Genomic DNA, 26742 nt, shown 5'->3' with positions numbered 1-26742 from the left:
TTTATGGGTGGGCAATTCAGAACTTCACTGCAGCGCCAGCGGGGCATGAGTTACTGGGGCATCATGTTGATTGTAGCCGGACTGGGCTTTGTCCTGACCTGTGTGTCCAAGATGGGCCCGGGCTACATCGATGCCTACTACGTCAGCCAGGGTCTGAAAAAACTGGCCGAGCAGGACAACCTGCGCGATATGACGCGTTCCGAGATCAAGAAAGAGCTCGACAAGTTCTTCCTGATCAACAATGTCCGTGGTCAGCCGACCGAGTCGGTCAAGATCATCCGCGGCGCAGACAGCATGCTGGTCAGTGTCGACTACGAGGTGCGCCAGCCCCTTCTTTACAATGTCGACGTGGTCATGCGTTTCAACAAGCAGCTGAACACTGCCAAGGCGGAGTTGTGCTGCGAGCCACTGGTAGACTTGGAGCAATTCCGCCAACGTGACTGACATTGCACTCGAGCGCCTGTGCCGCCGGCTGGGCCACACCTTCGAACGCCAGGACCTGCTCGAGCTGGCGTTGACCCACCGTTCCCATGGCAGCCGCAACAATGAGCGGCTCGAGTTCCTGGGGGATTCCATCCTCGGCTTTACCATCGGTGCTGCTCTGTTCGACCAGTTTCCCGCGGGCCGTGAGGGTCAGCTGACGCGCCTGCGTGCACAACTGGTCAGTGGCGAGACGCTGGCGGAACTGGCAAGGGAAATGGAGCTGGGTGACTGCCTGCGCCTGGGAGAGGGCGAGATGAAAAGCGGCGGTCACCGGCGTGCCTCGATCCTGGCCGATGCGGTCGAGGCTCTGATCGGCGCCATCTACCTCGATGCTGGCCTGGAAACGGCGCGCGCGCGGTTGCTCGACTGGTATGCCACGCGGTTGCAGGGGCTCTCCCTGGAAACAGCCAAGGACCCCAAGACCCGCCTGCAGGAATGGCTGCAGGCGCGCCAGCGTCCATTGCCCGAGTATCGTGTGGTGGACGTGGCCGGCGCCGAGCACGCGCAGAGATTCGTGGTAGAGTGCCGGGTCAAGGGGCTGGCAAAACCGGTAAGGGCCGAGGCGGGCAGTCGCCGGGCAGCGGAGAAAGCAGCGGCCGAAGAGGCCTTCCGGTGCCTGACCGAAAGCGGTCAGGGAAACTGAGGTATCCGCAGCTTCCTGTCAAGGCCGGCTGTCTCCCTGCGCCCGGGCCCGGTGCAGACGGTCCCGGCGCTGGACATTGCGCACCCCGATTACCCGAAACACCCTACAATCAAGTGGGACTCGCAATGAGGCGTGTACCACACCCGGAGGTTTTCCTTGAGCGAATCTAACCAGCAACCGGCCCGCCGTTGTGGCTATGTGGCGATTGTCGGCCGCCCCAATGTGGGCAAGTCCACCTTGCTGAACCATATGCTGGGACAGAAGCTGGCCATTACCTCGCGCAAGCCCCAGACCACCCGCCACAATATGCTCGGCATCAAGACCGAAGGCGAAAACCAGATCATATTTGTCGACACTCCCGGCTTGCATGGGGAGGCGGACAAGGCTATCAACCGCTATATGAACCGCGCGGCCAGCAGTGCGGCCCGCGATGTGGATGTGGTGGTATTTGTGGTTGAGCGGTCCCGCTGGACCGAAGGTGACCAGCTGGTGGCGGACAAGCTGCGTGGCCTCAAGAGCCCGCTGGTAATTGCGGTGAACAAAGTCGACCAGCTGGACGACAAGGGGGAGTTGCTGCCGCAACTGCAGGCACTGGCAGAGCAGCACCCGCAGGCCGAGATTGTCCCCATCTCCGCCCTGCGCGGAGTCAACCTGGACGCTTTAGAGGAAGTGATTGTGCGGCACCTGCCCGAGGGTGAGCACTATTTCCCCGAAGAGCAGATCACCGACCGCAGCTCGCGTTTCCTGGCCGCCGAGATCGTGCGGGAGAAAGTGATGCGCCAGCTGGGAGCGGAAATCCCCTACCAGGTTACTGTCGAGGTGGAGGAGTTTGCCCAGGAAGGCAGTGTCCTGCATATCAGCGCCGCTATCCTGGTGGAGCGCAGTGGCCAGAAGCGTATCCTGATCGGCAACAAGGGGGAGCGGATCAAGCAGATCGGCAGCCAGGCGCGCCAGGATATGGAGCGCCTGTTCGACAGCAAGGTGATGCTGAACCTCTGGGTCAAGGTGAAGTCCGGCTGGTCCGATGACGAGCGCGCCCTGCGCAGCCTGGGCTACCGCGACGACTGAAGCCCTGAGCCCAGGCAGCCTGTGGTGGTCTCCGGAGGGAAGGGCGCCGGAACCCCGGGGCACCAGGGGATGTGCTATGGCCGGGCCTCCCGGTTGCTCCAATGTATCAGACAGGCGGCCACCCCGGGATGAAACCGCCGGAAAATAACGACCACGTTCCCCGGGGAGATAGACGGGGAAGGCCTTCCACTGACGACAGAAACACTCATGTCCCATCGGCAACCACTGCAACCGGCCTACATCCTGCACTCGCGGGCCTACCGCGATACCAGCCTGATCCTGGAACTGCTGACCCCGGACGAGGGCCGTATCAGCTGTGTCGCCCGTGGCGCGCGGCGTGACAAGCAGCGTCGCCAGCAGGCCCTGCAGCCGTTTGCGCCCCTGTTGGTGTCGCTGATGGGGCGCGGCAGCCTGAAAACCCTCGGCCAGGTGGAAAGCGCCGGCGTCGCCACGTGGCTGCGTGGCAGGGCCGTGTACGCGGGACTCTACGCTAATGAGTTGCTGGTGCGCACGCTGGCGGAGGGTGATGCCCAGTACGCGGTATTTGCCTGTTACCAGTCGCTGTTGCAGGAGCTGGCGCAGCTGGATGGCGACAGTGCCGCTGGGCTGGAGCCACCGTTGCGCCGTTTCGAGTTGCAGTTGCTGCAGGAGCTGGGCCAGTGCCCGCAGCTGGGTTACTGTGCCCACAGTCGCGGACCTGTCAGTGGAGCAGGGGTTTACCGACTGGAGCCGGAACTTGGCTTTGTACCGGTGTTTCGCCAGGGGGGCACCCGGTCCGCCGACGAATTTGCTGGAAATGAGCTGCTGGCCCTGGAGCGCGCCATTGGGGGGCAGGGGATTGACCCGGGCATCCTGCCCGTGGCCAAGCGGCTGACCCGGCTTCTGTTGCATCCGCTGCTGGGCGCGCGACCGCTGCAGAGCAGGGAGCTGTTCCGCCAGGTCTACGGTGATCGCTGAACCGCAGGTACGCCTGTGTCCATGGCGGTCAGACGCTGGCGGCGAGGCCGAACAGTGTGTCCAGGTCCTGCTCGGAAGCCCATTCCCGTAGGGCGCGTATCTCCTGCGCCACCGCCTCCACCTTCTGTTCGTCGAGATCCGCATCATTGCGATTCTGCAGCGGACGCAGGTGCTCCTGTAGGGCGCCTGTAGCCTCCCTCAGCCGCGGTACCCCGCAATAGCAGCAGCCGCCGTGGAGCCGGTGCACGAGTTCGAACAGGTCTCGATGGTTGCCGGCCGCGCGGCAGCGATTCAGTTCCTGCTCGTCGGCAATCAGCCCCTTGACCAGCATCTGCAGCATATCTCGGGCCAGGGTCGCATCATTGTTACTGAGCTCCAGGCTTTCGGATATATCCACCAGGCGCGGCATATCCTGTTGCAGCTGTGCCCCCCTGGACGGGACCAGGATCTTCATCCAACGCTTGATCATATTGCTGAGCTGGGCCTCGCTTACCGGCTTGCTCAGGTAGTCGTCCAGGCCTGCAGAGAGGAGGCGGGCCTTCTCTTCGGCGCCGGCGTGTGCTGTCAGGGCGATGATCGGTACCCGGGCATCGGTCTCGGCCGCGCGAATTTTCTGCGTGGCCTCAATGCCATTCATGCCCGGCATCTGGATGTCCATAAAGATCATGTCGAACGATTCCCGTTCGCACAGGGATATGGCCTGCTCACCGCTGGCGGCTACCGTTACGTCGATGCCCAGGGCCCTCAGTAACTCGCCCACCAGGTGCCGGTTGGCTTCGTGGTCGTCGACCGCCAGCACGCGGGGCGGTGATGTCCAGGGCAGCGCCGGGTGGGTGGTTCCCGTCGGGCGGCTGCTGGCCTGGTGTGGCAGTGAACGCCGCATCGCGCGCAGCAGGTTGTCACGGGTCACCGGTTTGGCGAGGAAGGTCAGTACCCGGGTGCGGAGCTGCTCATAGCAGCGCCGCAGCTCTACCGGTGAGCCCTGGATGATCACCCGGCACTGGTAAGTGTCGACCAGCTGCTGGATGGTGCCAACAAATCCGCAGAAATCCTCTCCGGCTATGGCGGTATCGATAATCACTGCATCGGGCAGGGCGTCGTGGTTCCACATCTGCTGCAGGGCCGGGAGGAACGTGCTGGTGTCGTCGAGCTCGATGGTTTCCACCTGCCACTGCTGCAGCAGTTGGGATACCTGCATGCGGGTCATGCGGTTGGGATCGGCAATCAGGAGCCGCGAACCGGGGAACTGGTCGCGCACCGGCTGGCTGCGGTTGCGTTCCAGCTGCAGCGGGATGTGCACCCAGAATGTGGCCCCGCCGCCAGCGGCCTCGTCGATACCGATGCTGCCGCGCATCCGCTCCACCAGGCTGCGTGCAATGGCGAGGCCCAGGCCGTTGCTGCTGATCTGCTGTCCGGGGCTCTGGGCAGTGCTCTCGAGCACCTGCCGGAGTTCCTTGCGGCCCTCCTCATTGATGCGGTTGCCCAGGTCGGTGACGCTGATGCGCACCATGATCTCGGCATCCTGGCCGCTCTGTACACTGGCGCGCACTGGAATATTGCCGTCAGCAGAGCTGCGTACGGCATTGCCCACGAGGTTGGTCAATACCTGCTTGATACGCAGGGGATCGCCGATCAGCGTCGCTGGCAGCTGGCCGTCGATCAGTGGTACCAGTTCGACCCGACTCTCGTGCGCGAAGGGAGCAAGGATCTGCAGTGTTTCCTCGAGCAGCTGCCCCAGATTGAGGGGAATGTGGTCCAGTACCAGGTTGCCGGACTCGATCCGCGAAAAGTCGAGGATATCGTTGATGGTGGTCAGCAGGTTTTCCGACGAGCGCAGGATGGTCTGCAGGTAATCCTGTTGCAGTTCGTCAACTTCCGTTTTCAGCAGCAGGTGGGTAAAGCCGATGATTCCGTTGAGCGGAGTGCGTATTTCGTGGCTGGTATTGGCGAGGAAGGTGGATTTTACCCGGCTGGCTTCAAGCGCCTGCTTGCGTGCCAGGTCCAGCTCGATGTTCTGCTCTTCCATACTGTCGAGGGACTGTCGCAGGTCTTCCATCGATTGCAGCAGGTTAGCAGTGGCGTCCTCCTGGTACGAGGCGAAATTACTGGCCATGCGGTTGATCTGCTCGGCCAGGACATTGAGTTCCCGGTTTTCCCCGGGCGCTACCCGCTGGTCCAGCTGGCCGTGGCCGATATCCTCTACCGCCTTGCCCATGTGTGCCAGATAGCGCCCGAGGCGTTCGGAGAGGAAAATCGACCAGGTCAGTGCTGCGAGTGAGCACAGGATCAGGCCCAGCAGCCCGGCAAGGGCCACCTGGTAGGCGCCGATGGTGAAATAAGGACGGTGTAACTCGATCGATATCCAGCAGCTCAGCGGTTTCGTCTTGAGTGGGTGGAGTACCTGGATACTGCCGGATTTCTCGAGCATAAAACCCTCTGACTGTCCGGCCAGGTGCTCGGCCCTGACCGGGGTGCGGGGGCGGGGACCAGCTGATGCCAGTTCCCGCAGCCCGGTATCGGGATCCAGGTTGTCTCCGGTGGCAGAATAGATATGGACCGAACGGACCATGTCCTTTTCCAGCATCAGGGCCAGCAGGCTCTTGTGCAGCCAGTTGAGGCGCTTCTCCAGCGGCTCACCGTCACTCAGCTCAATCAGTTCCGCCAGTTGCTCCGCGCTGGCGTGGCCGTGGCTGAGCAGGAGCTGCCGGCGGTCGCTCACCTGCTGCTGGGTCAGCAGGCCGCCGAGAACCAGGGCAAGAATCAATGCGGGGCCCAGGGTCAGGCGGAAGATCAGCGCACGGAGAGAGGCGGCGCGATTGGCCGGGTCCGGATCTTGTACCGGAGGCTTGGGTACAGTCATAGGCAGGACATATTGTCTGACGTTATTTTGTGCTGATTCTACCCCCCTGGACAGTAAATCGCACCAGTGGACTGTTCATGCTGTGGCCGGTCACCCAATCCGCCCCGAGCGGGCCGGGGTGACAGGCGCGCACGGTCAATCGCGGTAAATGATCGTCGGGTGCTGCAGCATGGCCCGGTTGGGGGGAAGCCCGGCGCCCGGGCTGGATTGCAGAGGGTCGCAGGCGCCGGGCCCGGAGGGTAGAATGTCGCTCCAATTTGTGCCCCGGTTGCGAGCAGACTATGCATTACCCGACCATTGCCGATTGCGTGGGGAATACCCCCCTGGTGCGCCTCCAGCGCCTGCAGGGCGATACCAGCAATACAATTCTCCTGAAGCTCGAGGGCAATAATCCTGCCGGTTCGGTCAAGGACCGGCCGGCCCTGTCAATGATCAGCCGGGCTGAAGCGCGCGGACAGATCTCCCCCGGCGATACCCTGATCGAGGCCACCAGTGGCAACACGGGTATCGCCCTGGCGATGGCGGCGGCGATCAAGGGGTATCGCATGGTCCTGATCATGCCAGAGAGCGCTACCGAGGAGCGCAAGGCGGGGATGGCTGCCTATGGTGCGAAGCTGATCGAGGTCAGTGCCGAAGACGGGATGGAGGGGGCGCGCGACCTGGCACTGCGTATGCAGGCGGAAGGGCAGGGCCTGGTGTTGAACCAGTTCGCCAATGACGACAATCCCCGTGCACACTACGAGGGTACGGGTCCCGAGATCTGGCGCCAGACGGACGGAGAGATTACCCATTTTGTCTCTTCCATGGGCACTACCGGTACCATCATGGGCTGTGGTCGCTACCTCAAGGAGCAGAATCCTGAGGTGCAGATCATCGGCCTGCAGCCAACCGAGGGCTCCAGTATCCCGGGTATTCGCCGCTGGCCGGAGGAATACCTGCCCAGTATCTTCGTGCCCGAGGAGGTAGACCGGGTGGTGGATATGGACCAGCGCGAGGCCGAGGAAATGGCCCGCAAGCTGGCGCGGGTCGAGGGTATTTTCGCCGGGGTTTCCTCCGGTGGCGCCGTGGCGGCAGCATTGCGGCTGTCCGCGGAAGTGGAGAACGCCACCATCGTAGCCATTGTCTGCGACCGGGGTGACCGCTATCTCTCCTCAGGGCTGTTTACCCAGCCGGACGCCGGCAACTGACGCGGGAATGTAACGAGTCCGATGGTACAAGTCAGAAAACATCACTCATTCGGGGCGATCGGTGAACTGGACCTGGAGTCCTGGTTGCGCCACATCCAGACCCTGGCAAATCTCGACGGCGGTGCCCTGGTAACCCTGCGCCGCGCGGCGGAGCTTAGCAGTGATGCCGAGCAGCGGGCGATCGCCGCGGAGAACATCTGGGCGGAGGGGGCCAGCAGTTACCTGACAGGCCTGGAGATGGCCGAGATCCTGGCCGACCTGCAGGTGGATGGCGATGCACTCTGTGCGGCGGTACTTTATCGCGCTGTGCGGGAGAAGCGACTGCCCATCAAGGCCGTCGAGGAGGAGTTTGGCAAGCCGGTGGCCAAGCTGATTCGCGGTGTGCTGCGGATGGCGGCCATTCGCAGCCGCAGTGCGGATACCGACGCCGAGAGCGCCCGTGGCGCCGTCGAGGAGCACTCGGAAAATATTCGGCGTATGCTGGTGGCGTTGGTGGATGATGTCCGTGTGGCGCTGGTCAAACTGGCGGAGCGTACCTGTGCCATTCGTGCAGCGAAGAATGCGGACCCGGTAAAGCGTCGCCGGGTGGCCCGGGAGGTGGCGGATGTGTATGCGCCACTGGCACACCGCCTTGGTATCGGCCATATCAAATGGGAGCTCGAGGATCTCTCGTTCCGCTATCTGGAGCCGGAAGACTATATGCGCATTGCGCGGCTACTGGATGAGAAACGGCTCGATCGGCAGAAGTATATCGACCAGGTCCTGGAGCTGCTGCGCGGCGAGCTGGGCCGGGCGGATATCGAAGGCGACGTCTACGGGCGGGCCAAGCATATCTACAGCATCTGGCGCAAAATGCGGCGCAAGAGTATCGGCTTCTCGCAGGTATACGATATCCGGGCGGTTCGTATCCTGGTGCCGACGGTGCGCGACTGCTACGCCGTGTTGGGTATTGTGCACAACCTCTGGCGGAACATTCCCAACGAGTTCGACGACTATATCGCCTCGCCCAAGGAAAACGGTTACCGCTCGCTCCATACGGCGGTGATAGGCCCGGAACGCAAGGTGCTGGAGGTGCAGATTCGCACTTTTGCGATGCATGAAGAGGCCGAGTACGGTGTCTGTGCGCACTGGCGCTATAAAGGTACCGACAAAGACTCCCAGGGGCAGGACGGTTACGAACAGAAAATCTCCTGGTTGCGCCAGGTTCTCGACTGGCACGAGGAAGTGGGTGGCAACCCATTGCAGGACGACCTGCAGTCGAGCGAGGTGGATACCCGCATTTATGTCTTTACCCCGGAGGGGCATGTGGTGGACCTGCCCAGTGGCGCCACGCCACTGGACTTTGCCTACAAAATCCACACGGAAATTGGTCACCGCTGCCGGGGGGCTAAAGTGGACGGCCGCATCGTGCCGCTCAACCACGAGCTGCAGACCGCCAACCAGGTGGAAATCCTCACCAGCAAGCGTGAGGCGCCGAGCCGCGACTGGCTCTCCCCGGGCATGGGTTACATCACCACATCGCGGGCACGGGCCAAGATCATCCACTGGTTCAAGCAGCAGGCCCGGGACCAGAATATCGCCGACGGCCGGGCGATCCTCGACGGTGAATTCAAGCAGCTGGCGCTGATCGATTTTGATTTCGCGGCCCTGGCCGCCAAGCTCAACATGCACTCACTGGATGACCTGTATGCGGCGGTGGGGGCTGGTGATATCGGTGTGGGGCAGGTGCTCAACGCGGCCCAGCGGATGGTCAAGGTGGACAAGGCCGAGCCGGTGCCGTCGCTCACGGCGTCTGTGGCGCGTAGCGATGGCCAGGCCGATGTCTATATCGACGGCGTGGGCAATCTCATGACCCATATCGCGCGCTGCTGCAACCCGGTACCCGGTGACGAGATTATGGGGTACATCACACTCGGGCGGGGTGTCTCGATCCACCGCAAGGACTGCGCCAACATGCTGCGAATGCAGTCGGAAGAGCACGAGCGTGTGCTGCAGGTTGAGTGGGCCAAGAAGCCGCGGGAGCTCTATGCCGTCGAGATCATGATCGAGGCCTATGACCGCCATGGCCTGCTGCGGGATATCACCGCCATGCTGGACAGCCAGCGGATCAACATTACTGCCATGCAGACACGCTCCAACAAGCACAAGCATACGGTGGACATGGTGCTGACCGCGGAGATTCACAACTTTGAGGAGCTGAGCCGCGTGTTGCACCGGATCAACCAGCTGCCCAATGTGGCCTCTGCCCAGCGCCGGGTCCTGCATTAGGGTGGGTTTAATCCCTGTAAACTAACCGGAGCCGATAGTGGAAGACCGTTACAGCGTTGAAGACCTGCTGCACCTGATGGCGCGCCTGCGCGACTCCGATGGGGGCTGCCCCTGGGACCTGAAACAGGATTTTTCCAGTATCGTCCCCTCTACCATCGAGGAGGCCTACGAGGTGGCGGAAGCGATTGAGGCTGCGGATTTCGAGCACCTCCACGAGGAGCTTGGCGACCTGTTGTTCCAGGTCATTTTCTACGCCCAGCTGGGGCGTGAGAGTGGCTATTTCGATTTCCCCCGTATTGTCGATACCCTGGTGCGCAAGCTGCTGCGCCGGCATCCCCATGTCTTCCCCGATGGCGACCTCTATGGTCGACGACTTGACCACCCGATTGACGAGGCGGAGGTCAAGCGCAACTGGGAAGCGATCAAGGCCGGGGAGCGTGGGGCAAAGGGCGAGGCCGGTGTGCTCGCCGGTGTCGCACTGGGGCTCCCCGCCACGACCCGTGCTGCCAAGCTCCAGAAAAGGGCCGCCGGAGTAGGTTTCGACTGGCCTGCGCTCGATGGCGTGCTGGAGAAGATCGAGGAGGAGGTAGCGGAATTGCGGGCCGCAGTGGCCGCGGGGGACAGTGAGCATATGCGTGAGGAGCTGGGGGACCTGCTTTTCAGTTGCGTGAATGCCGCGCGTCACCTGAAGGTTGATCCAGAGAGCGCCCTGCGTGACTGCAATCGTAAATTCGAGCGCCGCTTCAATGCGGTGGAGGCTTCCCTGGCCGCCGGTGGACGCCTGCCTGCAGAGGCATCACTGGAGGAACTGGATGGACTGTGGGAGCAGGCCAAGCGCGCGGAGCGTGGCGAGGATTGAGCCGCTTGCAGTCAGTCGACTGACAGGGCGTTGCTGCACTGCCCGTGTGATTCGAATTCGGCCACATTCTGCAGCGTGGTCTGCGCAATATTACAGATGGCCTCGTGTGTGAAGTAGCCCTGGTGACCGGTTACCAGCACATTATTGAAAGTCAGCAGGCGCGCAAATACATCGTCACCCAGCACGGTATCCGAGTGATCCTCGAAAAAGAGACTGTCCTCCTCCTCGTAAACGTCAATGCCCAGGTAGCCAAGCTTACCGCTTTTCAGTGCCTGGATTATGGCGGGGGTATCGACCACCGCACCGCGGGATGTGTTGATCAGGCAGACACCGTCGCGCATCTCCGACAGCATCTTTTTGTCGATCAGCCGTGTTGTTGTGGGGAGCAGCGGGCAGTGGAGTGAGATGATCTCGGAGTTCCTGCAAAGGGTCTCCAGGGACGTATAGCGCATTCCCAGCGCGCGGCACTCCGGGTTTTCCTGCGGGTCACAGCCCAGCAGTTCACAACCGAAGCCGTGCATGATGCGAGTGAATACCGTACCAATCTTGCCGGTTCCCACCACGCCCACAGTCTTGCCGTGGAGGTCGTAGCCCATCAGGCCATCGAGGGCGAAGTTGCCCTCCCGGACCCGCGCCTGGGCGCGGTTGATTTTGCGGATCAGGGACAGCAGCAGGGCCGTGGCATGTTCGGCGACAGCGTAGGGGGAGTAGCCCGGTACGTTGGCCACCAGTATCCCTAGCTGGTTGGCCGCCTTGATATCCACGTGATTGAAGCCCGCGGAGCGCAGGGCGAGCATTTTTACCCCGCCCTCCCGCAGTTGCTGGAGCAGCGCGCGGTCGACCGGACTGTTGACAAAAATACAGAGGGCCTCCGCCCCCTTGCCCAGGACCAGCGTGTCGCTGTCGAGGTGGCTGTCAATATAGTGCAGCTGATGCCCGAAGCGGCGGTTATACCGATCGAAATAGGTCCGGTCATAGGAGCGGGCCTGGTAGACGGCAACTTTCATGAGGTTTGCTCCGGCGATCAAATTTTGTACTAGCATAGCGTGTCGCCGGTGACCCGGCCGTCATCGGGCCGTATGGCTCGCCGCTACGCCTTGCCCTGCCTGGGGTCTGCGTGTAAGGTAGCGCTCTTTTGGCGTGGCAGGCATTGGCCCGCCAATATAATCTGGAGGCAATCTGACTATGCGAATTATTCTCTTGGGGGCGCCGGGGGCCGGCAAAGGTACCCAGGCTCAGTTCATTACAGAGAAATTCGGCATTCCGCAGATCTCCACCGGTGACATGCTGCGTGCGGCAGTAAAGGAAGGTAGCCCCCTGGGACTGCAGGCCAAGGACATCATGGCGGCCGGCAAGCTGGTATCGGATGACCTGATCATCGCACTGGTCAAGGAGCGCATCGCCCAGCCGGATTGTGCCAATGGTTTCCTGTTCGACGGTTTCCCCCGCACGATTCCGCAGGCCCAGGCCCTGCTGGACGCCGACGTCGCCATCGATCATGTACTTGAGATAGCCGTCGATGATGAGGAAATCGTCAAGCGCCTCTCCGGACGTCGTGTGCACGAGGGGTCAGGTCGCGTCTACCACGTGATTTACAATCCCCCGAAAGAGGAGGGTAAGGACGATATCACCGGTGAACCCCTGGTGCAGCGCAGTGACGACACCGAGGAAACCGTGCGCAATCGTCTCGCCGTCTACCATGAGCAGACCGAGCCCCTGGTGGGTTTTTACCGGGAGCTGGCGGAGCGAGCGCCGGAAAGTGCACCCAAATACTCAAAGGTTACAGGTGTGGGCTCGATGGATGAGATCCGCGAAAAGGTGAATGCGGCCCTGAGCGATTGATACTGTTTCCGGAGTTTCGGCTCCCGGAATGATCCAGGGTTCGCATCCCGACGTAAAACGGCCCCCTAATGGGGGCTTTTTTGTGGCCGGCGGTTGGGGGCTTTCCCGCGATCGGCGCCCATATTTGGGACGTCGGTAAATTCCGCTTTATATTGTTCACTCGCCCTTATGGCGGCGCCGCATTCTGGTTAAAGCCCGCAGCAGGTGCTTTACCGGCGGGTTGTTGAAAATTGAGTTGGGGTCAGCACATGCCTACAGCCGTTATCCTGATGAATCTGGGGACACCGGAAGAGCCAACGCCTGCCGCAGTGCGGCAGTTTCTGCGCGAGTTCCTGGGGGACCCCCGTGTGGTGGAAATTCCCCGACCACTGTGGATGGCAATCCTGCACGGCTTCGTGTTGCCATTCCGCCCCGGGAAAATCGCCCCGGCTTACGAGGAGATCTGGGGGCGGGGCCTTGATGGTGAGCCGGTTGACGGGTCGCCGATCCAGTTCTATACCCGTCGCCAGGTGGAAATGCTGCAGGCGCGGCTCGCCGACGAGCGGCCTGATATTACCGTGGATTACGCCATGACCTACGGGAAGCCGGGTCTTCAGTCCACCGTCACGCGCTTGCGCCGGAATGGTTTTGATTCATTCCTGCTCCTGCCGCTTTATCCGCAGTATTCGGCTACCACTACCGGGGCCATTTATGACCAGGTTGCCCGCATCTATCGTGCCAGCCGGGATATTCCCGATATAAGCCTGGTGCGGGACTATTACCGGCACTCGTTTTACATCCAGGCGCTGGCGAACTCGGTGCGCGAGCACTGGGAGAAGCATGGCGCCGCGGAAAAGCTCCTTATGTCTTTCCACGGTATTCCCAGGGCCAATGTTCTCAAGGGCGATCCTTACGAGCAGCAATGCCATGAAACCGCCCGGCACCTGGCAAGTGCGCTGGGGCTGGCGGAGGATCGCTGGCAGGTCTGTTTCCAGTCGCGGTTTGGCAAGGCCGAATGGCTGCAGCCATATACGGATAAAACCCTGGAAGCCTGGGGCCGGGAAGGGCTCGCAAGTGTTGATGTCATTTGCCCGGCTTTCGCCTCTGATTGCCTCGAGACAATTGAGGAAATCGCAGTGGAGAATCGCGCTAATTTCCAGGATAACGGTGGGGGAGAATACCGTTATATTCCATCCCTGAATGCCCGCACCGATCATATCGAAGCACTGGCGGCCATCATTGAAGAAAAGCTTCCACTTTCCTGTTAAAAATTGGCTTTCCCGGTTTTGAAATAGGAAAACCCGAGTCGAATGGTTAAAAGCGGGATTTTTTTACCCCAAAAGCCGTTTTTTTGCCCCATTTTTCTTGCAAAGCAGGTTTTTTTTATTAACTTAGATAAGGTTGCATGGAAATACACCATGCGACTTGCTCCCTGAGCACAGCCGGCTACCTGCCGACTGAACTTTCGGAGACGTTGTAAGTCGATGACCGCGGCGATCAAGCCGATACATTTTCAGGTAGGTAGGAAGTACTTCTTCTCATATAAGGAGACAAGGGATGGCACGAGTAGCGAAAAAGCGCACAGCGAAAAAGAAGGCCACGGCCAAGCGTACTGCCCGGGCGAAAGCTCCGGCTACACAATCACCAGCTGTTACCAAGGCCCAGAAAGCAGTTGATTCCGCCACCAAGGCCGTAGACGCGCAGATGGATCGCGTCGCGAAAGCCCGTGAGCGGGCCCAGCGGACCGGCACAGCGGCGGCCAAGAAGTCCCTGACCAGCGCCAACCAGAAGTTAAAGGATTTGCGCGCCAAGTCGGCCTCCGCGAAACTGGACCTGGCCAAAGCCAAGGCAATGGATACCGTTCGCCATGCTGAAGAGGCGGCCAAGCAGAAGGTTTCCGAAATGGCGGAGACCCTGTCCAGTAAGGCTGAAAAAGATATGAAGGCGGCGGTTGATGCCTTCGAGAAGCGCTGGAAAAAGTCCCGTGAACAAGCCGATGCCAAGAAACTGAAGGCAGCGGAAAAGAAGGCCGAGGCCAAGGTAAAACAGGCGGCGAAAAAGGCGACGGCCAAGGTTAAGGAGCTGGACAGGAAGGCTGCGGCCAAGGCCAAGGCAGATGCCAAGAAGGCAGCCAAGAAAACTACCAAGAAGGCTGCCCGCAAGAAGGCCACAACCAAGGGGCCCGGCAGGCCGAAGAAGTCCGCAGCGCGGGCCGGAAGCGCCAAGAAATCCTCCACGCGCGGGCCCGGGCGTCCCAAGAAATCTGCGGCCACCAAGAAGACCGCCACTCGGAAGAAGGCTGCTACCAAGAAGTCTGCAGCCAAGAAGTCCACGGCTCGTCGCGGCCGTCCGCCCAAGAAGTCCTGACAGCCGTACCCTCTCAGGGTACCCTGTTTGCTCTGCTGAAGCCCCGGCCTCGCCGGGGCTTTTGCGTTAGTGGCGGATTCCGGTTCACAGGGCCATGAACTGGCGCGGCGGATGTGACACAATCTGCCCCTCGCAATTTATGGGACCCATCTGCAGTGAAGATCCTCGCCCTGGATACCACCTCCGGCTCCTGCTCGGTCGCCCTGAGTGATGGCGGCCTGGTCCGGGAGCAATTCGTCGCGGCTGAGCGCGACCATACCCGCCGCCTCCTGCCCATGGTGGACCAGGTACTGGCCGGGTCCGGCCTGAAACTCGGCGAGCTCGATGCACTGGCGGTCAGCCGTGGGCCGGGCTCTTTTACCGGGCTCCGCATCGCCATCAGCACCGCGCAGGGACTGGCGTTTGCCGCAAACCTGCCGGTCATTCCTGTTTCCAGCCTTGCGGCCCTTGCCGCTGGTGCACGTCGCATGCACCCGGAATGGGCCGGGGGTACCATTGTGGCGGCCCTGGATGCTCGCATGCAGCAGGTATATTGGGGCGCTTACACTGCGGCATCTCCCGGGGAGGGGCTGTTGCCGGAAGCTGTCCAAAACCCGGAAGAGGTGGCGGCAGTGGTTGCCGGTGCGGGCCTGGCTGATCCCCTGTATGGTGCCGGGCCGGGCTGGCATTACGCCGGCTTGTCTGGGCTGCCAGTGGCGGCGATGGACCTGAATTGCCCCATTCATGCGCAGGATATCGCCAACCTGGCAGCGGGGTCCGGCCTGGCTGCGGCGGTAAGTGCTGAAGAACTGGAGCCCCTGTATCTGCGCGATGAAGTCACCTGGAAGAAGCGGCAGAAGATCCGCTCACAATAGGATATCCCCTGCTACATGGAAATTTTTCAGATTGTGATCCTGGCCCTGATCCAGGGACTGACGGAATTCCTGCCCATTTCCAGCTCTGCCCACCTGATTCTGCCAAAGGAGGTGCTCGGCTGGCCGGACCAGGGATTGGCATTTGATGTCGCGGTCCACTTCGGTTCTCTGACAGCGGTGATCCTGTATTTCCGTCATGAGGTATGGGCGCTGCTGCGCGACGGCCTGGGCGGCCTGGTGCACGGGAAGTTCTCGGATGATGGCCGGCTGGCCTGGCTGATCGTGCTGGCAACAGTTCCTGCGGGCCTTACTGGCCTTGCATTCAAGGGGTTTATCGAGCACAGCCTGCGTTCCGCGGCGGTGATCGCCGCCAGCACCATCGGTTTCGGTATCCTGTTGTGGTGGGCAGACGTGCGGGCTAAGCGCCAGCTGGCCCTGAACCAGCTCGACTGGAAAAAGGCCCTGATGATCGGGGTGGCCCAGGCACTGGCCCTGATTCCGGGAACCTCGCGCTCCGGTATTACCATGACTGCGGGGCTGATGCTGGGGATGAAGCGGGAAGCAGCCGCTCGTTTTTCATTCCTGATGTCGATTCCGGTGATTGCCCTCAGCGCACTGTTGCTGACGTTCGACCTGCTCGACGAGCAGTCCGTCCCCTGGGGAGACATATTCCTGGGCGCATTGTTGTCCGGCATCAGTGCCTACCTGTGTATTCACTTTTTCCTGCAATTTATCAGTCGCATCGGAATGGCGCCTTTTGCCATTTACCGCCTGCTGTTAGGTGCGGCACTTATCTGGATGATCTGGGGGTAACTGCCAATGACAACTGTCGCGTTCCTGGGGCTCGGGGTAATGGGCTATCCAATGGCCGGCTTCCTCGCCGCGGCCGGTCACCGGGTGCGGATCTATAACCGCACCGCCAGTCGTGCGGAACAATGGTCGGCGGACTACGAGGGCACGGTATGCCGGACCCCCGCAGAGGCGGCGCGGGGAGCGGATTTCGTCTTCGCCTGTGTGGGCAATGACGACGACCTGCGGGAAGTAGTGTGCGGGGAGCACGGCGCGCTTGCCGGCATGTCCCCGGGCAGCCTGTTTGTGGACCACACCACAGCCTCGGCCAACGTCGCCCGGGAACTGGCCGCGCTGGCGTCGGAGCGGGAGATCGGTTTTCTGGATGCGCCCGTATCCGGCGGCCAGGCCGGGGCGGAGAACGGGGCCCTGACAGTGATGGTGGGGGGGGAGCTGAGTGACTACGAGCGCGCCCTGCCGTTGATCAAGAACTATGCCCGCGCGGTGAGCCGGCTGGGCCCGGTTGGCAGCGGCCAGCTTTGCAAAATGGTCAACCAGGTCTGTATCGCCGGTGTGGTACAGGGGCTGGCAGAGGGCCTGCATTTTGCCCGGGCGGCCGGACTCGATGCCGAGCAGGTGGTCGAGGTTATCTCCAAGGGCGCGGCGCAGAGCTGGCAGATGGAAAACCGCTACCAGACCATGCTGGCAGGAGAGTATGAACATGGGTTTGCGGTCGACTGGATGCGCAAGGATCTTGCAATCGTGCTGGACGAGGCGCAGCGCAATGGTGCCCTGCTGCCGGTTACCGCGCTGGTGGACCAGTTCTACAGCGAGGTGCAGGCTTTGGGCGGTGGGCGCTGGGATACCTCGAGCCTGTTTGCCCGCCTGATGAACGTACGTTCCTTCGACTAACTCTCTTTGTCATGACGTCTGCCACCGCTGCCCTCGGTCGGGGTGAAGTGTGAAGGTCCTGCTGCTCTCCGCATATGACGCCGGCAGTCACCGACGCTGGCGGGAGGGCCTGGTTGCCGCCATGCCCGGGTGGGAATGGACTGTGCTTACCCTGCCACCGCGGTATTTCAGCTGGCGGGTGCGCGGCAACAGTCTCAGCTGGGGCCGGGGGGAAGCGGCGGCAATACTGCGGCAGCCACATGACCTGGTGCTGGCCACTTCCATGACCGACCTGGCCGCGCTACGGGGGCTGGTCCCGGAGCTCGGCCGGATCCCCGCTGCAGTCTATTTCCACGAAAACCAGTTCGCCTATCCCCGCAGTGACAGGGCGTTTGACTCCGTTGAGCCGCAACTCCTCAATATTTACACGGCGCTTGCCGGGGACCTGCTGCTGTTCAACTCGGAGTTCAACCGCAGCACCCTGCTACAGGGCGCACGGCGCTTGCTGAAACGTTTCCCCGATTGTGTGCCGCCGGGGATATGCGCCGAAATCGGGCACAAATCCCGGGTGTTGCCGGTGCCGCTGGAAGACCGGCTCTTTGATTCTCCGGCTCAGGAGCTACGGGGGGGGCGGCCCAGAAACGCCGGGCCGCTGGAGGTCTGCTGGGCCGCGCGCTGGGAGTACGATAAGGGCGGAGAACGGCTGCTGGAGATACTGCAGGGCCTCGAGCGCCAGGGAGCGGACTACCGCCTGCACCTGCTGGGGGAGTCGTTTCGCAACAGCCCCGCGGAGTTCACCACCATCCAGCGGGAATTTAGCCACCGCCTGGGAAGGGTGGGTTTCCTTCCCGACCGGTCACAGTACCTCGATACCCTCAGGCGCAGCCATGTCTTCCTGTCCACTGCCCACCACGAGTTCCAGGGGCTGGCGGTAATGGAGGCCTGCGCGCTGGGCTGTTCCCCGCTGGTGCCGGACGAGCAGGCCTATCCCGAACTTTATCCCTTCGAGAACCGTTACCGCAGTGCCAGTGAGGCGGTCGATAAAATAGGCCGGATGTCCGTCTTCGAGGAACCGCTCCCGGTACCGGATTTTTCTCCCTATGCGTGGCAGCAGCTGGGTCCTGCTTACCGGGAGTGCTTGTCCGGGCTTGCCTGTATGTCCTGATTTAACCGCTGCGGGTCCGGTGACTACTGGGTTTGCGGTGCGGCTGCCGCTAGACTGGCCCTCCACCGGGGTCGCCAATAATAAGCCCGGGCATTGCCGGGGGGCCGGCGCTGTTTTAGGGACCTTGCTGTGCCGGAGTTTGCTGATTTCTCTTCCCTGTCCTTGCTGACGCTCGGGCTGCTGCTGGCGGTTTGTGTCGCCAGTGCCTTTATCTCTGCGGTCACTGGCGGTGCCGGTGGCGTGCTGATGTTTGCCGCCCTCAATGTGGCGATTCCACTGCGTATGCTGGTGCCCATTCACGGTGCGGTACAGCTGATCAACAACCTCGCGCGTATCTGCTACGTTCGCGAGCATATTCGCTGGGAATTCTGCCTGCCCTTCTTTGTCGGTTGTACGGTTGGCGCGGTAGCCATGACCATGGGACTGGCCAGCCTGGATTGGCAGCAGTTACCCATGGCGTTGCTGGCGGTATTGATTTTCTACACAGTGTTGAAACCGAAGAGGCTGCCGGAGATCCGTTTGGCGCCGCGCAATTATTTCTGGGTGGGAATCGGTACCGGTACACTGGGCATACTGGCCGGCGCCGTGGACCCTTTTCTGGCAGCTTTTTTTGTCCGCCAGGACCTGACCCCGAAAGAGGTGGTGGCCAGCAAATCGGTAATGCAGGCGTGGTGTCACGCGCTAAAAGTCCCCGCGTTTATTTACCTGGGTTTTGCGTTCTCTGATCACCTCGGCCTGATCCTGCTGTTGACCCTGGCGGCCGTGGTGGGGACGCGGATCGGCATCGTCATGCTCAACCGGCTGGACAGTGCACTTTTTTTCCGCCTTATGCGGGTAGCCCTGCTGATTGCGGGTTTGCGTATCCTCTATCAATTGATTGTGAATTAACTGGAGTGTCGCCAATGGCCGATTACCGTATCGTCAACCCCTATGATGGTGAGCTGATCGAGGAGTATGATTTTGCCAGCCGCGACGATGTCGAGCGTGCCATTGGCACGCTGGTCGAGGGGCGCGCGGTACAGTCTGTCACGCCTGCTTTCGAGCGTTCGGACATCCTGCTGCGCCTTGCTGGCCTGCTGCGGGAGCACACGGACCACCTGGCACGGCTGATCACCGCCGAGACAGGCAAAACCATCAGTGACAGCCGGATCGAAATAGAGCGTGCGTACAATACAGCGCTCGCCAGTGCCATGGAGGCGCGGGCTATCCACGGGGAGGCGTTGGATTCGGATGCGTACCCACCGCAGCGCGAGCGTATCGGTGTGGTTCTCTGGAGGCCGCTGGGCACAGTGTTGTGTATCACGCCATTCAATTTTCCGGTAAACATTGCCGTGCATAAGATTGGCCCGGCATTCGCTGCCGGCAATACCATCCTGTTCAAGCCTGGACCACAGAACAAGCGTTCGGCCGAATTCCTGGTGGAGCTCTGCTACCGCGCTGGTATGGATCGCAAGGTGTTGCAGATGCTGCTACCCGATATTTCCGCCACCAGCCACGCAGTGGCCCACCCACAGGTGCAGGCAATCAATTTTACCGGCGGCACCGCGGCGGCCAATGCTATTGCAGCGGCGGCAGGCTACAAGAAGCTGCTCTTCGAGCTGGGCGGTAACGATCCCCTGGTTGTGCTGGCGGACGCTGACCTGGATGCAGCGGTCGCTGCGGCGATCAACCAGCGTTTCGCCACTGCGGGCCAGCGCTGCACTGCTGCCAAGCGACTGTTCGTGCAGCGCGAGGTATTTGACGCGTTTAGCGGCAAGTTGCTCAAGGCAACCGCAAAACTCAAGGTCGGCGACCCGATGGCGGCAGATACATTTGTTGGCCCGCTGATTCATGAGGCGGCCGCAGACGAGGTCCAAAACCGCATTGATGATGCCGTGGATCGTGGAGCGCGGGTCCTGTGCGGGCATCGGCGCGAGGGGAACCTCCTTTGGCCCACTGTCATCGACAATGTCCCGGACAATGCGCCGCTGGTGGCTGAGGAGACCTTTGGCCCGGTTATCCCGCTGCGTTGTTTTGACAGCGTTGAGGAAGTGATCGGGTTGGTGAACGATAGTCCCTTCGGCCTGCAGGCCGGGGTCTTTACCCGGGACCTGGCGCTGGCCAGGCAGCTGTTTCATGCCCTCGATGTGGGACTCCTGGCCATCAACGACGGTCCGGGCTTCCGTGCCGAACACTTCCCGTTCGGCGGCGTCAAGGAAAGCGGGGTGGGGCGCGAAGGGGTGCGTTATGCCATCCGCGAAATGAGCTTCCAGAAATCCCTGGTAATCTGACTGTCCTGGGGCCCGGGTTCAACATCCTGGGCCGCGCCACTGTTCATGGTCCAAGTCATCCACTATACTCCGGCACAACTTGTCGGAGTGCCTGTGGGCTGAGATCGCTGTTGCGAGATCCGTTGAACCTGATCGGGGTAACCCCCGCGTAGGAAACAAGATCTGAAATCGCTGCATATGTGGGTTCGGGATGCGAAATATGCACCCGTCCACTGTAAGAAGTCGCCTTGCGACTTCCCTCTCTGCTGATGCTATCCCCGGGCGTTCAGACGCCATTCTCCGAAAAAAGTGCGCTAGCGTGCTTAAGGAAATAAAAGGGGTTCGCATGTCTCATGATACCGATACGCCGTTGAAATCGAAGCCGGAAGCCAGCGCATGTTCTGCAAGCAGTGCCGGTAATAGCCGTGCGGAAAACCGCGAGTCGGCCAGGGCGTTCCTCGACAGCCTCACCGTCCAGTCCTTCCCGAATTCCCGCAAGATCTACCTTGAGGGCGAAACGGCAGCGATTCGTGTAGGTGCGCGTGAAATCTGCCTGGGCGACAGCGCCGTGGGCGGTGATGAAGACAACCCGGTACTGGAGCGCAATGAGCCATTACGTGTTTACGATACTGCCGGGCCTTACTCGGACCCGGATTACAGGCCCAGCGTGCGCGACGGCCTGCCGAGGCTGCGCCTGTCCTGGATCGAGGCGCGAGGTGACACCGAGAAACTGACCACCCGCCAGGCGGCTTATAGTCAGAAGCGTATGGAGGACCAGGGACTGGACCATATCCGCTTCGACAACCTGCCGGCGCCCCGGCGTGCCATTTCCGGGCAGAACGTCAGCCAGATGCACTACGCACGTCGCGGCATCATTACTCCGGAAATGGAATTTGTCGCGGTGCGGGAAAATATGGGGCGCGCGGCGGTTTCCGGGGCTGAAGGGGATAACGATTACCAGCGGGCCCGTGCCGGTATCCATATCCCTGAACAGATCACGCCGGAATTTGTCCGTCGCGAGGTGGCTGAGGGCCGCGCGATCATACCCGCAAATATCAACCACCCGGAACTCGAACCGATGATTATCGGGCGCAATTTCCTGTGCAAGGTGAATGCGAATATCGGCAATTCGGCGGTCACTTCGTCGATTGAGGAAGAAGTTGAAAAGCTGGTGTGGTCCACCAGATGGGGCGCTGACACGGTCATGGACTTGTCCACCGGCCAGAACATTCACGAGACCAGGGAGTGGATCCTGCGCAACTCACCGGTACCGATCGGCACAGTGCCAATCTACCAGGCGCTGGAAAAAGTCGGTGGTGTCGCCGAGGACCTTAACTGGGAAGTTTTCCGCGATACCCTGATCGAGCAGGCCGAGCAGGGTGTGGACTATTTCACCATTCACGCCGGCGTACTGTTGCGCTATGTGCCGCTGACTGCCAAGCGTGTCACAGGCATTGTTTCCCGTGGCGGTTCCATCATGGCCAAGTGGTGCCTCGCCCACCACAAGGAGAATTTCCTCTACACGCACTTCGAGGAAATCTGCGAAATCATGAAGGCTTATGATGTGTGCTTCAGTCTCGGTGATGGCCTGCGCCCAGGGAGTATTGCCGATGCCAATGACGACGCCCAGTTTGGTGAGTTGCATACCCTGGGTGAATTGACCGAGATTGCCTGGCGCCACGACGTGCAGACCATGATTGAAGGGCCGGGGCACGTTGCCATCCACAAGATCCGGGAAAACATGGATGAGCAGCTCAAACACTGCCACGGCGCGCCGTTTTATACCCTCGGCCCGCTGACCACTGATATTGCGCCGGGCTATGACCACATCACTTCCGGTATCGGTGCTGCACTGATCGGTACCTACGGCTGCGCCATGCTCTGTTATGTGACGCCCAAGGAGCACCTGGGGCTGCCCAACAAGGAAGACGTGAAAGAGGGGCTGATGGCCTACAAGATCGCCGCCCACGCCGCGGACCTGGCCAAGGGCCATCCCCGGGCGCAGCAGCGCGACGATGCATTGTCGAAAGCCCGCTTCGAGTTCCGTTGGGAGGACCAGTTCAACCTGGGGCTCGATCCGGAACGTGCGCGTGCCTACCACGATGAAACCTTGCCGAAGGAGTCCGGCAAGGTGGCGCATTTCTGTTCCATGTGCGGCCCCAAATTCTGCTCCATGAAAATCTCCCAGGATGTGCGGGACTACTCCCGCAAGCTTGAGGCGGAACAGGGCATGGAGGAAATGGCGCTCAAGTTCAAGGACATGGGCAGCGAGCTGTACCACAAGGGCTGATGCCAGCACACCGCAATTCCGGGCATCGAGCGCCCCGGGTACAGGAATACCGATGACTTTGACCGCCTCCAAGCAATCTCCCCGCGTCGCCGTCGCCGGCGGCGGCCTGATGGGACGCCTGCTGGCCTGGCGCCTGGCATTGCGTGGGCTGGATATCACCCTGTTTGAGGCGGGCAGCCTGGAGCGACCAGGCGGTGCCTGCTGGACCGCTGCGGGAATGATTTCACCGCTTTCAGAACTGGTGCACAGCGAACGCTCGGTATACGAGCTGGGCCTGCGCAGCCTGGTGCTGTGGCGGGAGTGGAGCGGGTGCCTGCAGCTCCTTTGCGGTTCCCCGGTGGGGTTTCGCCAGGCCGGTAGTGTGCTGGTGGCACATGGCCGAGATCGAAGTGAGTTGCTGCATTTCCAGCGCGAGTTACAGGCTAAGCTGGACGCCGGGGAGCTGGGACAGGTGCGGGCTGTTGCCGCCACCGAGTTGTACGAACTGGAGCCGGCGCTGGCCGGCTTTGAGCAGGGATTGTTCCTGGCCCCGGAGGGGGATATCGATAACCGGCGCCTGTTACCGGTCCTGCTGGAGGTCCTCCGTCGCCTGCGGGTTTCCCTGCGCGAGGAGTGCCCGGTGGCCTGCGAACCGTTCACAATTTTCGAGGGCGATCGCCGGCAGGAATTTGAGCTGGTCGTGGACTGCCGTGGACTTGGTGCGCGGGACCGGGTGCCGGGCCTGCGCGGAGTACGCGGCGAGGTGCTGGTGGTGGAAACGGCCGAGGTGCAGTTACGGCGCCCGGTGCGCCTGCTGCATCCCCGCTACCAGTTATACGCGGTACCACGGGAGAACGGGCAGACGGTGATTGGTGCCACTGAAATCGAGAGCGAGGATATGTCGCCGACCAGCCTGCGTTCCTGTATGGAGTTGTCCTCGGCCCTGTACTCCCTGAACCCGGCATTTGCCGAGGCGCGGATTCTTGAGACCCGCGTCAACTGCCGTCCGGCCACCATGGACAACCTGCCCGTGGTCGAGGGCGAGCCGGGGCTGGTCAGTGTCAATGGGCTTTACCGCCATGGCTACCTGCTGGCGCCGGCGTTGGCCGAGCGGGTGGAGCAGCTGGCGATGCGGCAGGTCCAGCTGCTGGCATGAAGAATAGCCGGGCCGGGCTGTACAGCAATTATTGACCGGCAAACAGAAACTCGTAGAGCGAGGTGAAACGCGAATCCCATGAGCAAGCCGATAAAAATCCAGGTTAACGGCGAGGTGCAGTCGCTGCCACAGGAAAATAGCCTCGATCATCTCCTGTCTGAGCTGGGCTATGAGGGTGATACGTTTGCCGTGGCCCTTAACGGGAATTTTGTGCCGCGGGGCCGCTATGCGGAAGCAATACTCAATGACGGCGATGCCCTGGATGTAGTGGCGCCGGTGGTCGGAGGCTGATATGAACGATGAGCTGACACTGTACGGCAAAACTTTTTCCTCACGCCTGCTGGTGGGAACGGCCATGTACCCGTCGCCGGCAGTCATGCGCCACTCCGTGGCGGAGGCGGGAGCCGAGATAATCACCCTGTCCCTGCGCCGGCAGAATCCGGCCCAGCAGCAGGGCAAGATGCTGTGGGATTATATCCAGGAGTCCGGTTGCTCGTTATTACCCAACACCGCCGGTTGCAAGTCACCCGCGGAGGCAATCGCCCTGGCGGAAATGTCGCGGGAAATCTTCCGCACCGACTGGTTGAAGCTTGAGGTCGTGGGCGATGATTACAACCTGCAGCCCGACCCATACGGCCTGGTGGAAGCCGCGCGGGAACTGGTGCAGCGTGGTTTCCGCGTGCTGCCTTATTGCACCGACGACCTGCTGGTTTGTCGCAAACTGCTGGATGTGGGCTGCGAGGTGTTGATGCCCTGGGGCGCGCCCATCGGTACCGGCCTGGGCCTGATGAACAAATACAACCTGCAGACACTGCGCGAGCGCCTGCCGGATACCCCGTTGATTATCGACGCGGGGATCGGGGCGCCGTCCCATGCGGCTGAAGCCATGGAGATGGGATTTGATGCCGTCCTGCTGAATACGGCCATCGCCAGGGCGCAGGACCCGGCCTGTATGGCCCGGGCCTTTCGACTCGCTGTTGAGAGCGGCCGTGCAGCATTCCTTGCTGGCCTGATGCTTCAGCGCCAGACCGCCAGCCCCAGTACCCCGACCCTGGATATGCCTTTCTGGCAACAGGCGGACGCTGTCACACAGGATTGACACCCCGTATTTCTTTCTCAGACGTGTGAATGCACGTGGTGTCGGGTCACTCCGATCCAGAATTGTGCGGGCTCTCTGGTCTCGGCGGGTACGCGAGCGAAAATTGAATCGCCAGGCATTGAACTGCAAGCAAATAAGAACGGGACAGGACTTAATTTCACGTGGTTAGCCTATTCGCCGCCAACTCGTGTCCGGAAAAGGCTGTAAAGAGTTTATGCGAGAGCAACACAAACCCATTGTCTGGTCAATTGCCGGCAGCGATTCCGGCGGTGGTGCCGGGATCCAGGCCGACCTGCTCACCTTTGCCGATTTTGGTTGCCATGGCTGTACTGTAATCACTGCCAATACGGCCCAGAACACGGTCGAGGTGGCGGCAGTCAATGCCGTTTCACGGGAGGTTCTGACCGGACAACTGGAGACACTGGAGAGAGACCTGTTCCCCGACGCCATCAAGATTGGGCTGATCGCCAGTGCCGGGCAGGTGCTGGCCGTGGTGGAGTTCCTCCTGCGGCTGAAAGCATTGGCACCGGTGCCTGTTATTTACGATCCGGTGGCAGTGGCCAGCAGTGGCGACAGTCTGGCAGAGGGCGGAATTGGCGAGCTGGTAGTGCGGGAACTGTTTCCCCTTTGCGACCTGGTCACGCCAAACCTCCACGAGCTGGAGTGGCTGTCGCGTGCCCCCGTAGACGGCGCGGAGCAGATACTGCATGCGACGCGACTCCTGCACGCGGGTGATTGTCGCGCGGTGCTGGTTACGGGGGGGCACAGTGAAATCCAGGCCGGCAAAATTGCCGACCTGTTCTGGGACGGGACGCGCAGCGACTGGTTTATCGGTGACAAGGTGACCGGGGGGAGCACCCATGGCACCGGCTGCACCCTGTCGTCGGCCATCGCCGCCTGCATGGCGCTCGGCTACCCACTGCGCGATGCCTGCGTGGTGGCCAAAGCCTATGTTCAGCGCGGTCTGCGGTTGGGGCAGGGCGATAGGGTCGGCAGTGGACCGGGGCCTGTAGGGCACTGTGGCTGGCCGGACGAGATGCAGGATTTTCCCCGGGTACTACTGCCCGAGGAGGAAGCAGCCAAAGCCTATGGCACCTTTGACGATGCCGGCAGCTGCCTTTTTGCCTGCGACTTCGCCGGCACCGGCACTGCCGCGCTGGGGTTGTATCCGGTGGTGGATTCCGTTGAGTGGCTGGAGAAGCTTGCCGAAGAGGGCGTGAAGACCCTGCAGCTGCGCATCAAGCAGCCAGCTGCTGGCCTGCGAACAGAGGTGCAACGGGCCGTTGCGGTCGGGCGCAAGCACGCCCTGCGGCTGTTTATCAACGATCACTGGCAACTCGCCATCGACTGTGGTGCCTACGGTGTGCACCTGGGGCAGGAGGACCTGCAGAGCGCCGACCTGCGGGCGATCAGGGCCGCCGGGCTGAGGCTTGGTATCAGCACCCACGGTTTTTACGAACTGTTGCGGGCCTATCGCTACCGCCCCAGTTACCTCGCGATCGGGGCGATCTTCGCCACTGACACCAAGGATATGAGCGACCAGCTCCAGGGAACCGCGAAACTTGCGCGGATGGCGGCGCTGGTAGGAGATATACCGCTGGTGGCGATTGGAGGTATCAGTATCGAGCGCGCACCGGCAGTGGTTGCCTCCGGTGTGGGCAGTATCGCCGCCGTGAGCGCTATTACCCAGGCAGGAGACTACCGGCAGGCAGTGCGCGACCTGCAGGTCATTTGCGAAGGTTGAACCATGCCCAGTA

At 61.5% G+C, this 26742-nt stretch carries 23 protein-coding genes and 1 riboswitch; of the genes, 21 read left to right on the top strand and 2 right to left on the bottom strand.

Annotated features, from left to right (window positions below; all coding sequences use genetic code 11):
• The first annotated feature begins 3 nt into the window (after window positions 1-3).
• The 4 genes from LVD11_RS10430 to recO all read left to right on the top strand — a co-directional run bounded on the left by LVD11_RS10430 (window position 4) and on the right by recO (window position 3151).
• Entirely contained in the window at window positions 4-444 is a 441-nt protein-coding gene (locus tag LVD11_RS10430) for a DUF4845 domain-containing protein (protein ID WP_237058743.1), read from the top strand.
• On the top strand, window positions 437-1126 hold the full coding sequence (gene rnc / locus LVD11_RS10425) for a ribonuclease III (protein ID WP_237058742.1): 690 nt from the start codon (window positions 437-439) through the stop codon (window positions 1124-1126). The genes LVD11_RS10430 and rnc overlap by 8 nt, the downstream gene beginning before the upstream one ends.
• Window positions 1127-1282: 156 nt before the next feature.
• Window positions 1283-2194: a GTPase Era gene (era, locus tag LVD11_RS10420; RefSeq protein ID WP_237058741.1), complete on the top strand. Its 912-nt coding sequence runs from the start codon at window positions 1283-1285 to the stop codon at window positions 2192-2194.
• A 207-nt stretch (window positions 2195-2401) separates the two neighbouring features.
• Window positions 2402-3151, top strand: coding sequence for a DNA repair protein RecO (gene recO, locus LVD11_RS10415; protein ID WP_237058740.1), 750 nt, complete (start codon window positions 2402-2404; stop codon window positions 3149-3151).
• Between the two features lie 28 nt (window positions 3152-3179).
• Here the strand turns inward: recO and LVD11_RS10410 are convergent, their stop codons facing one another.
• A complete protein-coding gene (locus tag LVD11_RS10410) occupies window positions 3180-6011 on the bottom strand; it encodes a response regulator (RefSeq protein WP_237058739.1) in 2832 nt (943 codons plus the stop codon).
• Window positions 6012-6292: 281 nt separating this feature from the next.
• Between LVD11_RS10410 and cysM the strand changes: the two genes are divergently transcribed.
• From cysM to mazG, 3 genes are read left to right on the top strand one after another with little or no spacing between them, the layout of a single operon-like run.
• A complete protein-coding gene (gene cysM / locus LVD11_RS10405) occupies window positions 6293-7198 on the top strand; it encodes a cysteine synthase CysM (protein WP_237058738.1) in 906 nt (301 codons plus the stop codon).
• 21 nt (window positions 7199-7219) lie between these two features.
• Complete coding sequence (gene relA / locus LVD11_RS10400) at window positions 7220-9466, top strand: GTP diphosphokinase (protein WP_237058736.1); 2247 nt, start codon at window positions 7220-7222, stop codon at window positions 9464-9466.
• 37 nt (window positions 9467-9503) lie between these two features.
• Window positions 9504-10325 (top strand): nucleoside triphosphate pyrophosphohydrolase, encoded by an 822-nt coding sequence (gene mazG / locus LVD11_RS10395; RefSeq protein ID WP_237058735.1) that lies wholly within the window; start codon window positions 9504-9506, stop codon window positions 10323-10325.
• Window positions 10326-10336: 11 nt separating this feature from the next.
• Here mazG and LVD11_RS10390 read toward each other — a convergent pair whose 3' ends face one another.
• A complete protein-coding gene (locus tag LVD11_RS10390; protein ID WP_237058734.1) occupies window positions 10337-11332 on the bottom strand; it encodes a 2-hydroxyacid dehydrogenase in 996 nt (331 codons plus the stop codon).
• Between the two features lie 178 nt (window positions 11333-11510).
• Between LVD11_RS10390 and adk the strand changes: the two genes are divergently transcribed.
• The 14 genes from adk (at window position 11511) to thiE (ending at window position 26729) form a co-directional block, all read left to right on the top strand.
• The gene (gene adk / locus LVD11_RS10385; RefSeq protein ID WP_237058733.1) at window positions 11511-12167 is read left to right on the top strand and encodes an adenylate kinase; all 657 of its coding nucleotides are present in this window, start codon (window positions 11511-11513) and stop codon (window positions 12165-12167) included.
• Window positions 12168-12415: 248 nt separating this feature from the next.
• Window positions 12416-13414, top strand: coding sequence for a ferrochelatase (hemH, locus tag LVD11_RS10380; RefSeq protein WP_237058732.1), 999 nt, complete (start codon window positions 12416-12418; stop codon window positions 13412-13414).
• 289 nt (window positions 13415-13703) lie between these two features.
• Window positions 13704-14513, top strand: a complete 810-nt coding sequence (locus tag LVD11_RS10375; protein ID WP_237058731.1) for a hypothetical protein — start codon at window positions 13704-13706, stop codon at window positions 14511-14513.
• Window positions 14514-14668: 155 nt separating this feature from the next.
• Window positions 14669-15367 carry a tRNA (adenosine(37)-N6)-threonylcarbamoyltransferase complex dimerization subunit type 1 TsaB gene (gene tsaB, locus LVD11_RS10370; protein WP_237058730.1) on the top strand — a complete coding sequence of 233 codons (699 nt, stop codon included), beginning with the start codon at window positions 14669-14671 and terminating at the stop codon, window positions 15365-15367.
• A 15-nt stretch (window positions 15368-15382) separates the two neighbouring features.
• Window positions 15383-16180, top strand: a complete 798-nt coding sequence (locus LVD11_RS10365; protein ID WP_237058729.1) for an undecaprenyl-diphosphate phosphatase — start codon at window positions 15383-15385, stop codon at window positions 16178-16180.
• Window positions 16181-16186: 6 nt separating this feature from the next.
• On the top strand, window positions 16187-17068 hold the full coding sequence (locus LVD11_RS10360; RefSeq protein WP_237058728.1) for an NAD(P)-dependent oxidoreductase: 882 nt from the start codon (window positions 16187-16189) through the stop codon (window positions 17066-17068).
• Window positions 17069-17117: 49 nt separating this feature from the next.
• On the top strand, window positions 17118-18212 hold the full coding sequence (locus tag LVD11_RS10355; RefSeq protein ID WP_237058727.1) for a tRNA-queuosine alpha-mannosyltransferase domain-containing protein: 1095 nt from the start codon (window positions 17118-17120) through the stop codon (window positions 18210-18212).
• A 129-nt stretch (window positions 18213-18341) separates the two neighbouring features.
• A complete protein-coding gene (locus LVD11_RS10350) occupies window positions 18342-19100 on the top strand; it encodes a TSUP family transporter (RefSeq protein ID WP_237058726.1) in 759 nt (252 codons plus the stop codon).
• Window positions 19101-19114: 14 nt separating this feature from the next.
• Window positions 19115-20482, top strand: coding sequence for a sulfoacetaldehyde dehydrogenase SafD (gene safD, locus LVD11_RS10345; RefSeq protein ID WP_237058721.1), 1368 nt, complete (start codon window positions 19115-19117; stop codon window positions 20480-20482).
• A gap of 73 nt (window positions 20483-20555) precedes the next feature.
• Window positions 20556-20654, top strand: a riboswitch (TPP riboswitch).
• Between the two features lie 153 nt (window positions 20655-20807).
• The gene (gene thiC / locus LVD11_RS10340; protein WP_237058720.1) at window positions 20808-22751 is read left to right on the top strand and encodes a phosphomethylpyrimidine synthase ThiC; all 1944 of its coding nucleotides are present in this window, start codon (window positions 20808-20810) and stop codon (window positions 22749-22751) included.
• A 52-nt stretch (window positions 22752-22803) separates the two neighbouring features.
• Window positions 22804-23886 (top strand): glycine oxidase ThiO, encoded by a 1083-nt coding sequence (thiO, locus tag LVD11_RS10335; protein ID WP_237058718.1) that lies wholly within the window; start codon window positions 22804-22806, stop codon window positions 23884-23886.
• Between the two features lie 78 nt (window positions 23887-23964).
• Window positions 23965-24177, top strand: coding sequence for a sulfur carrier protein ThiS (gene thiS, locus LVD11_RS10330; protein ID WP_237058716.1), 213 nt, complete (start codon window positions 23965-23967; stop codon window positions 24175-24177).
• 1 nt (window position 24178) lies between these two features.
• A complete protein-coding gene (locus LVD11_RS10325; protein WP_237058714.1) occupies window positions 24179-24985 on the top strand; it encodes a thiazole synthase in 807 nt (268 codons plus the stop codon).
• Between the two features lie 214 nt (window positions 24986-25199).
• Window positions 25200-26729: a thiamine phosphate synthase gene (gene thiE / locus LVD11_RS10320; protein ID WP_237058713.1), complete on the top strand. Its 1530-nt coding sequence runs from the start codon at window positions 25200-25202 to the stop codon at window positions 26727-26729.
• The last annotated feature ends 13 nt before the right edge of the window (window positions 26730-26742 follow it).

Origin of the sequence: Microbulbifer sediminum (assembly GCF_021729035.1) — a bacterium.
GTDB lineage: Bacteria > Pseudomonadota > Gammaproteobacteria > Pseudomonadales > Cellvibrionaceae > Microbulbifer > Microbulbifer sediminum.
Note: the sequence above shows the minus strand (reverse complement) of the source record. Positions and strands in the feature narration are given on the sequence as shown.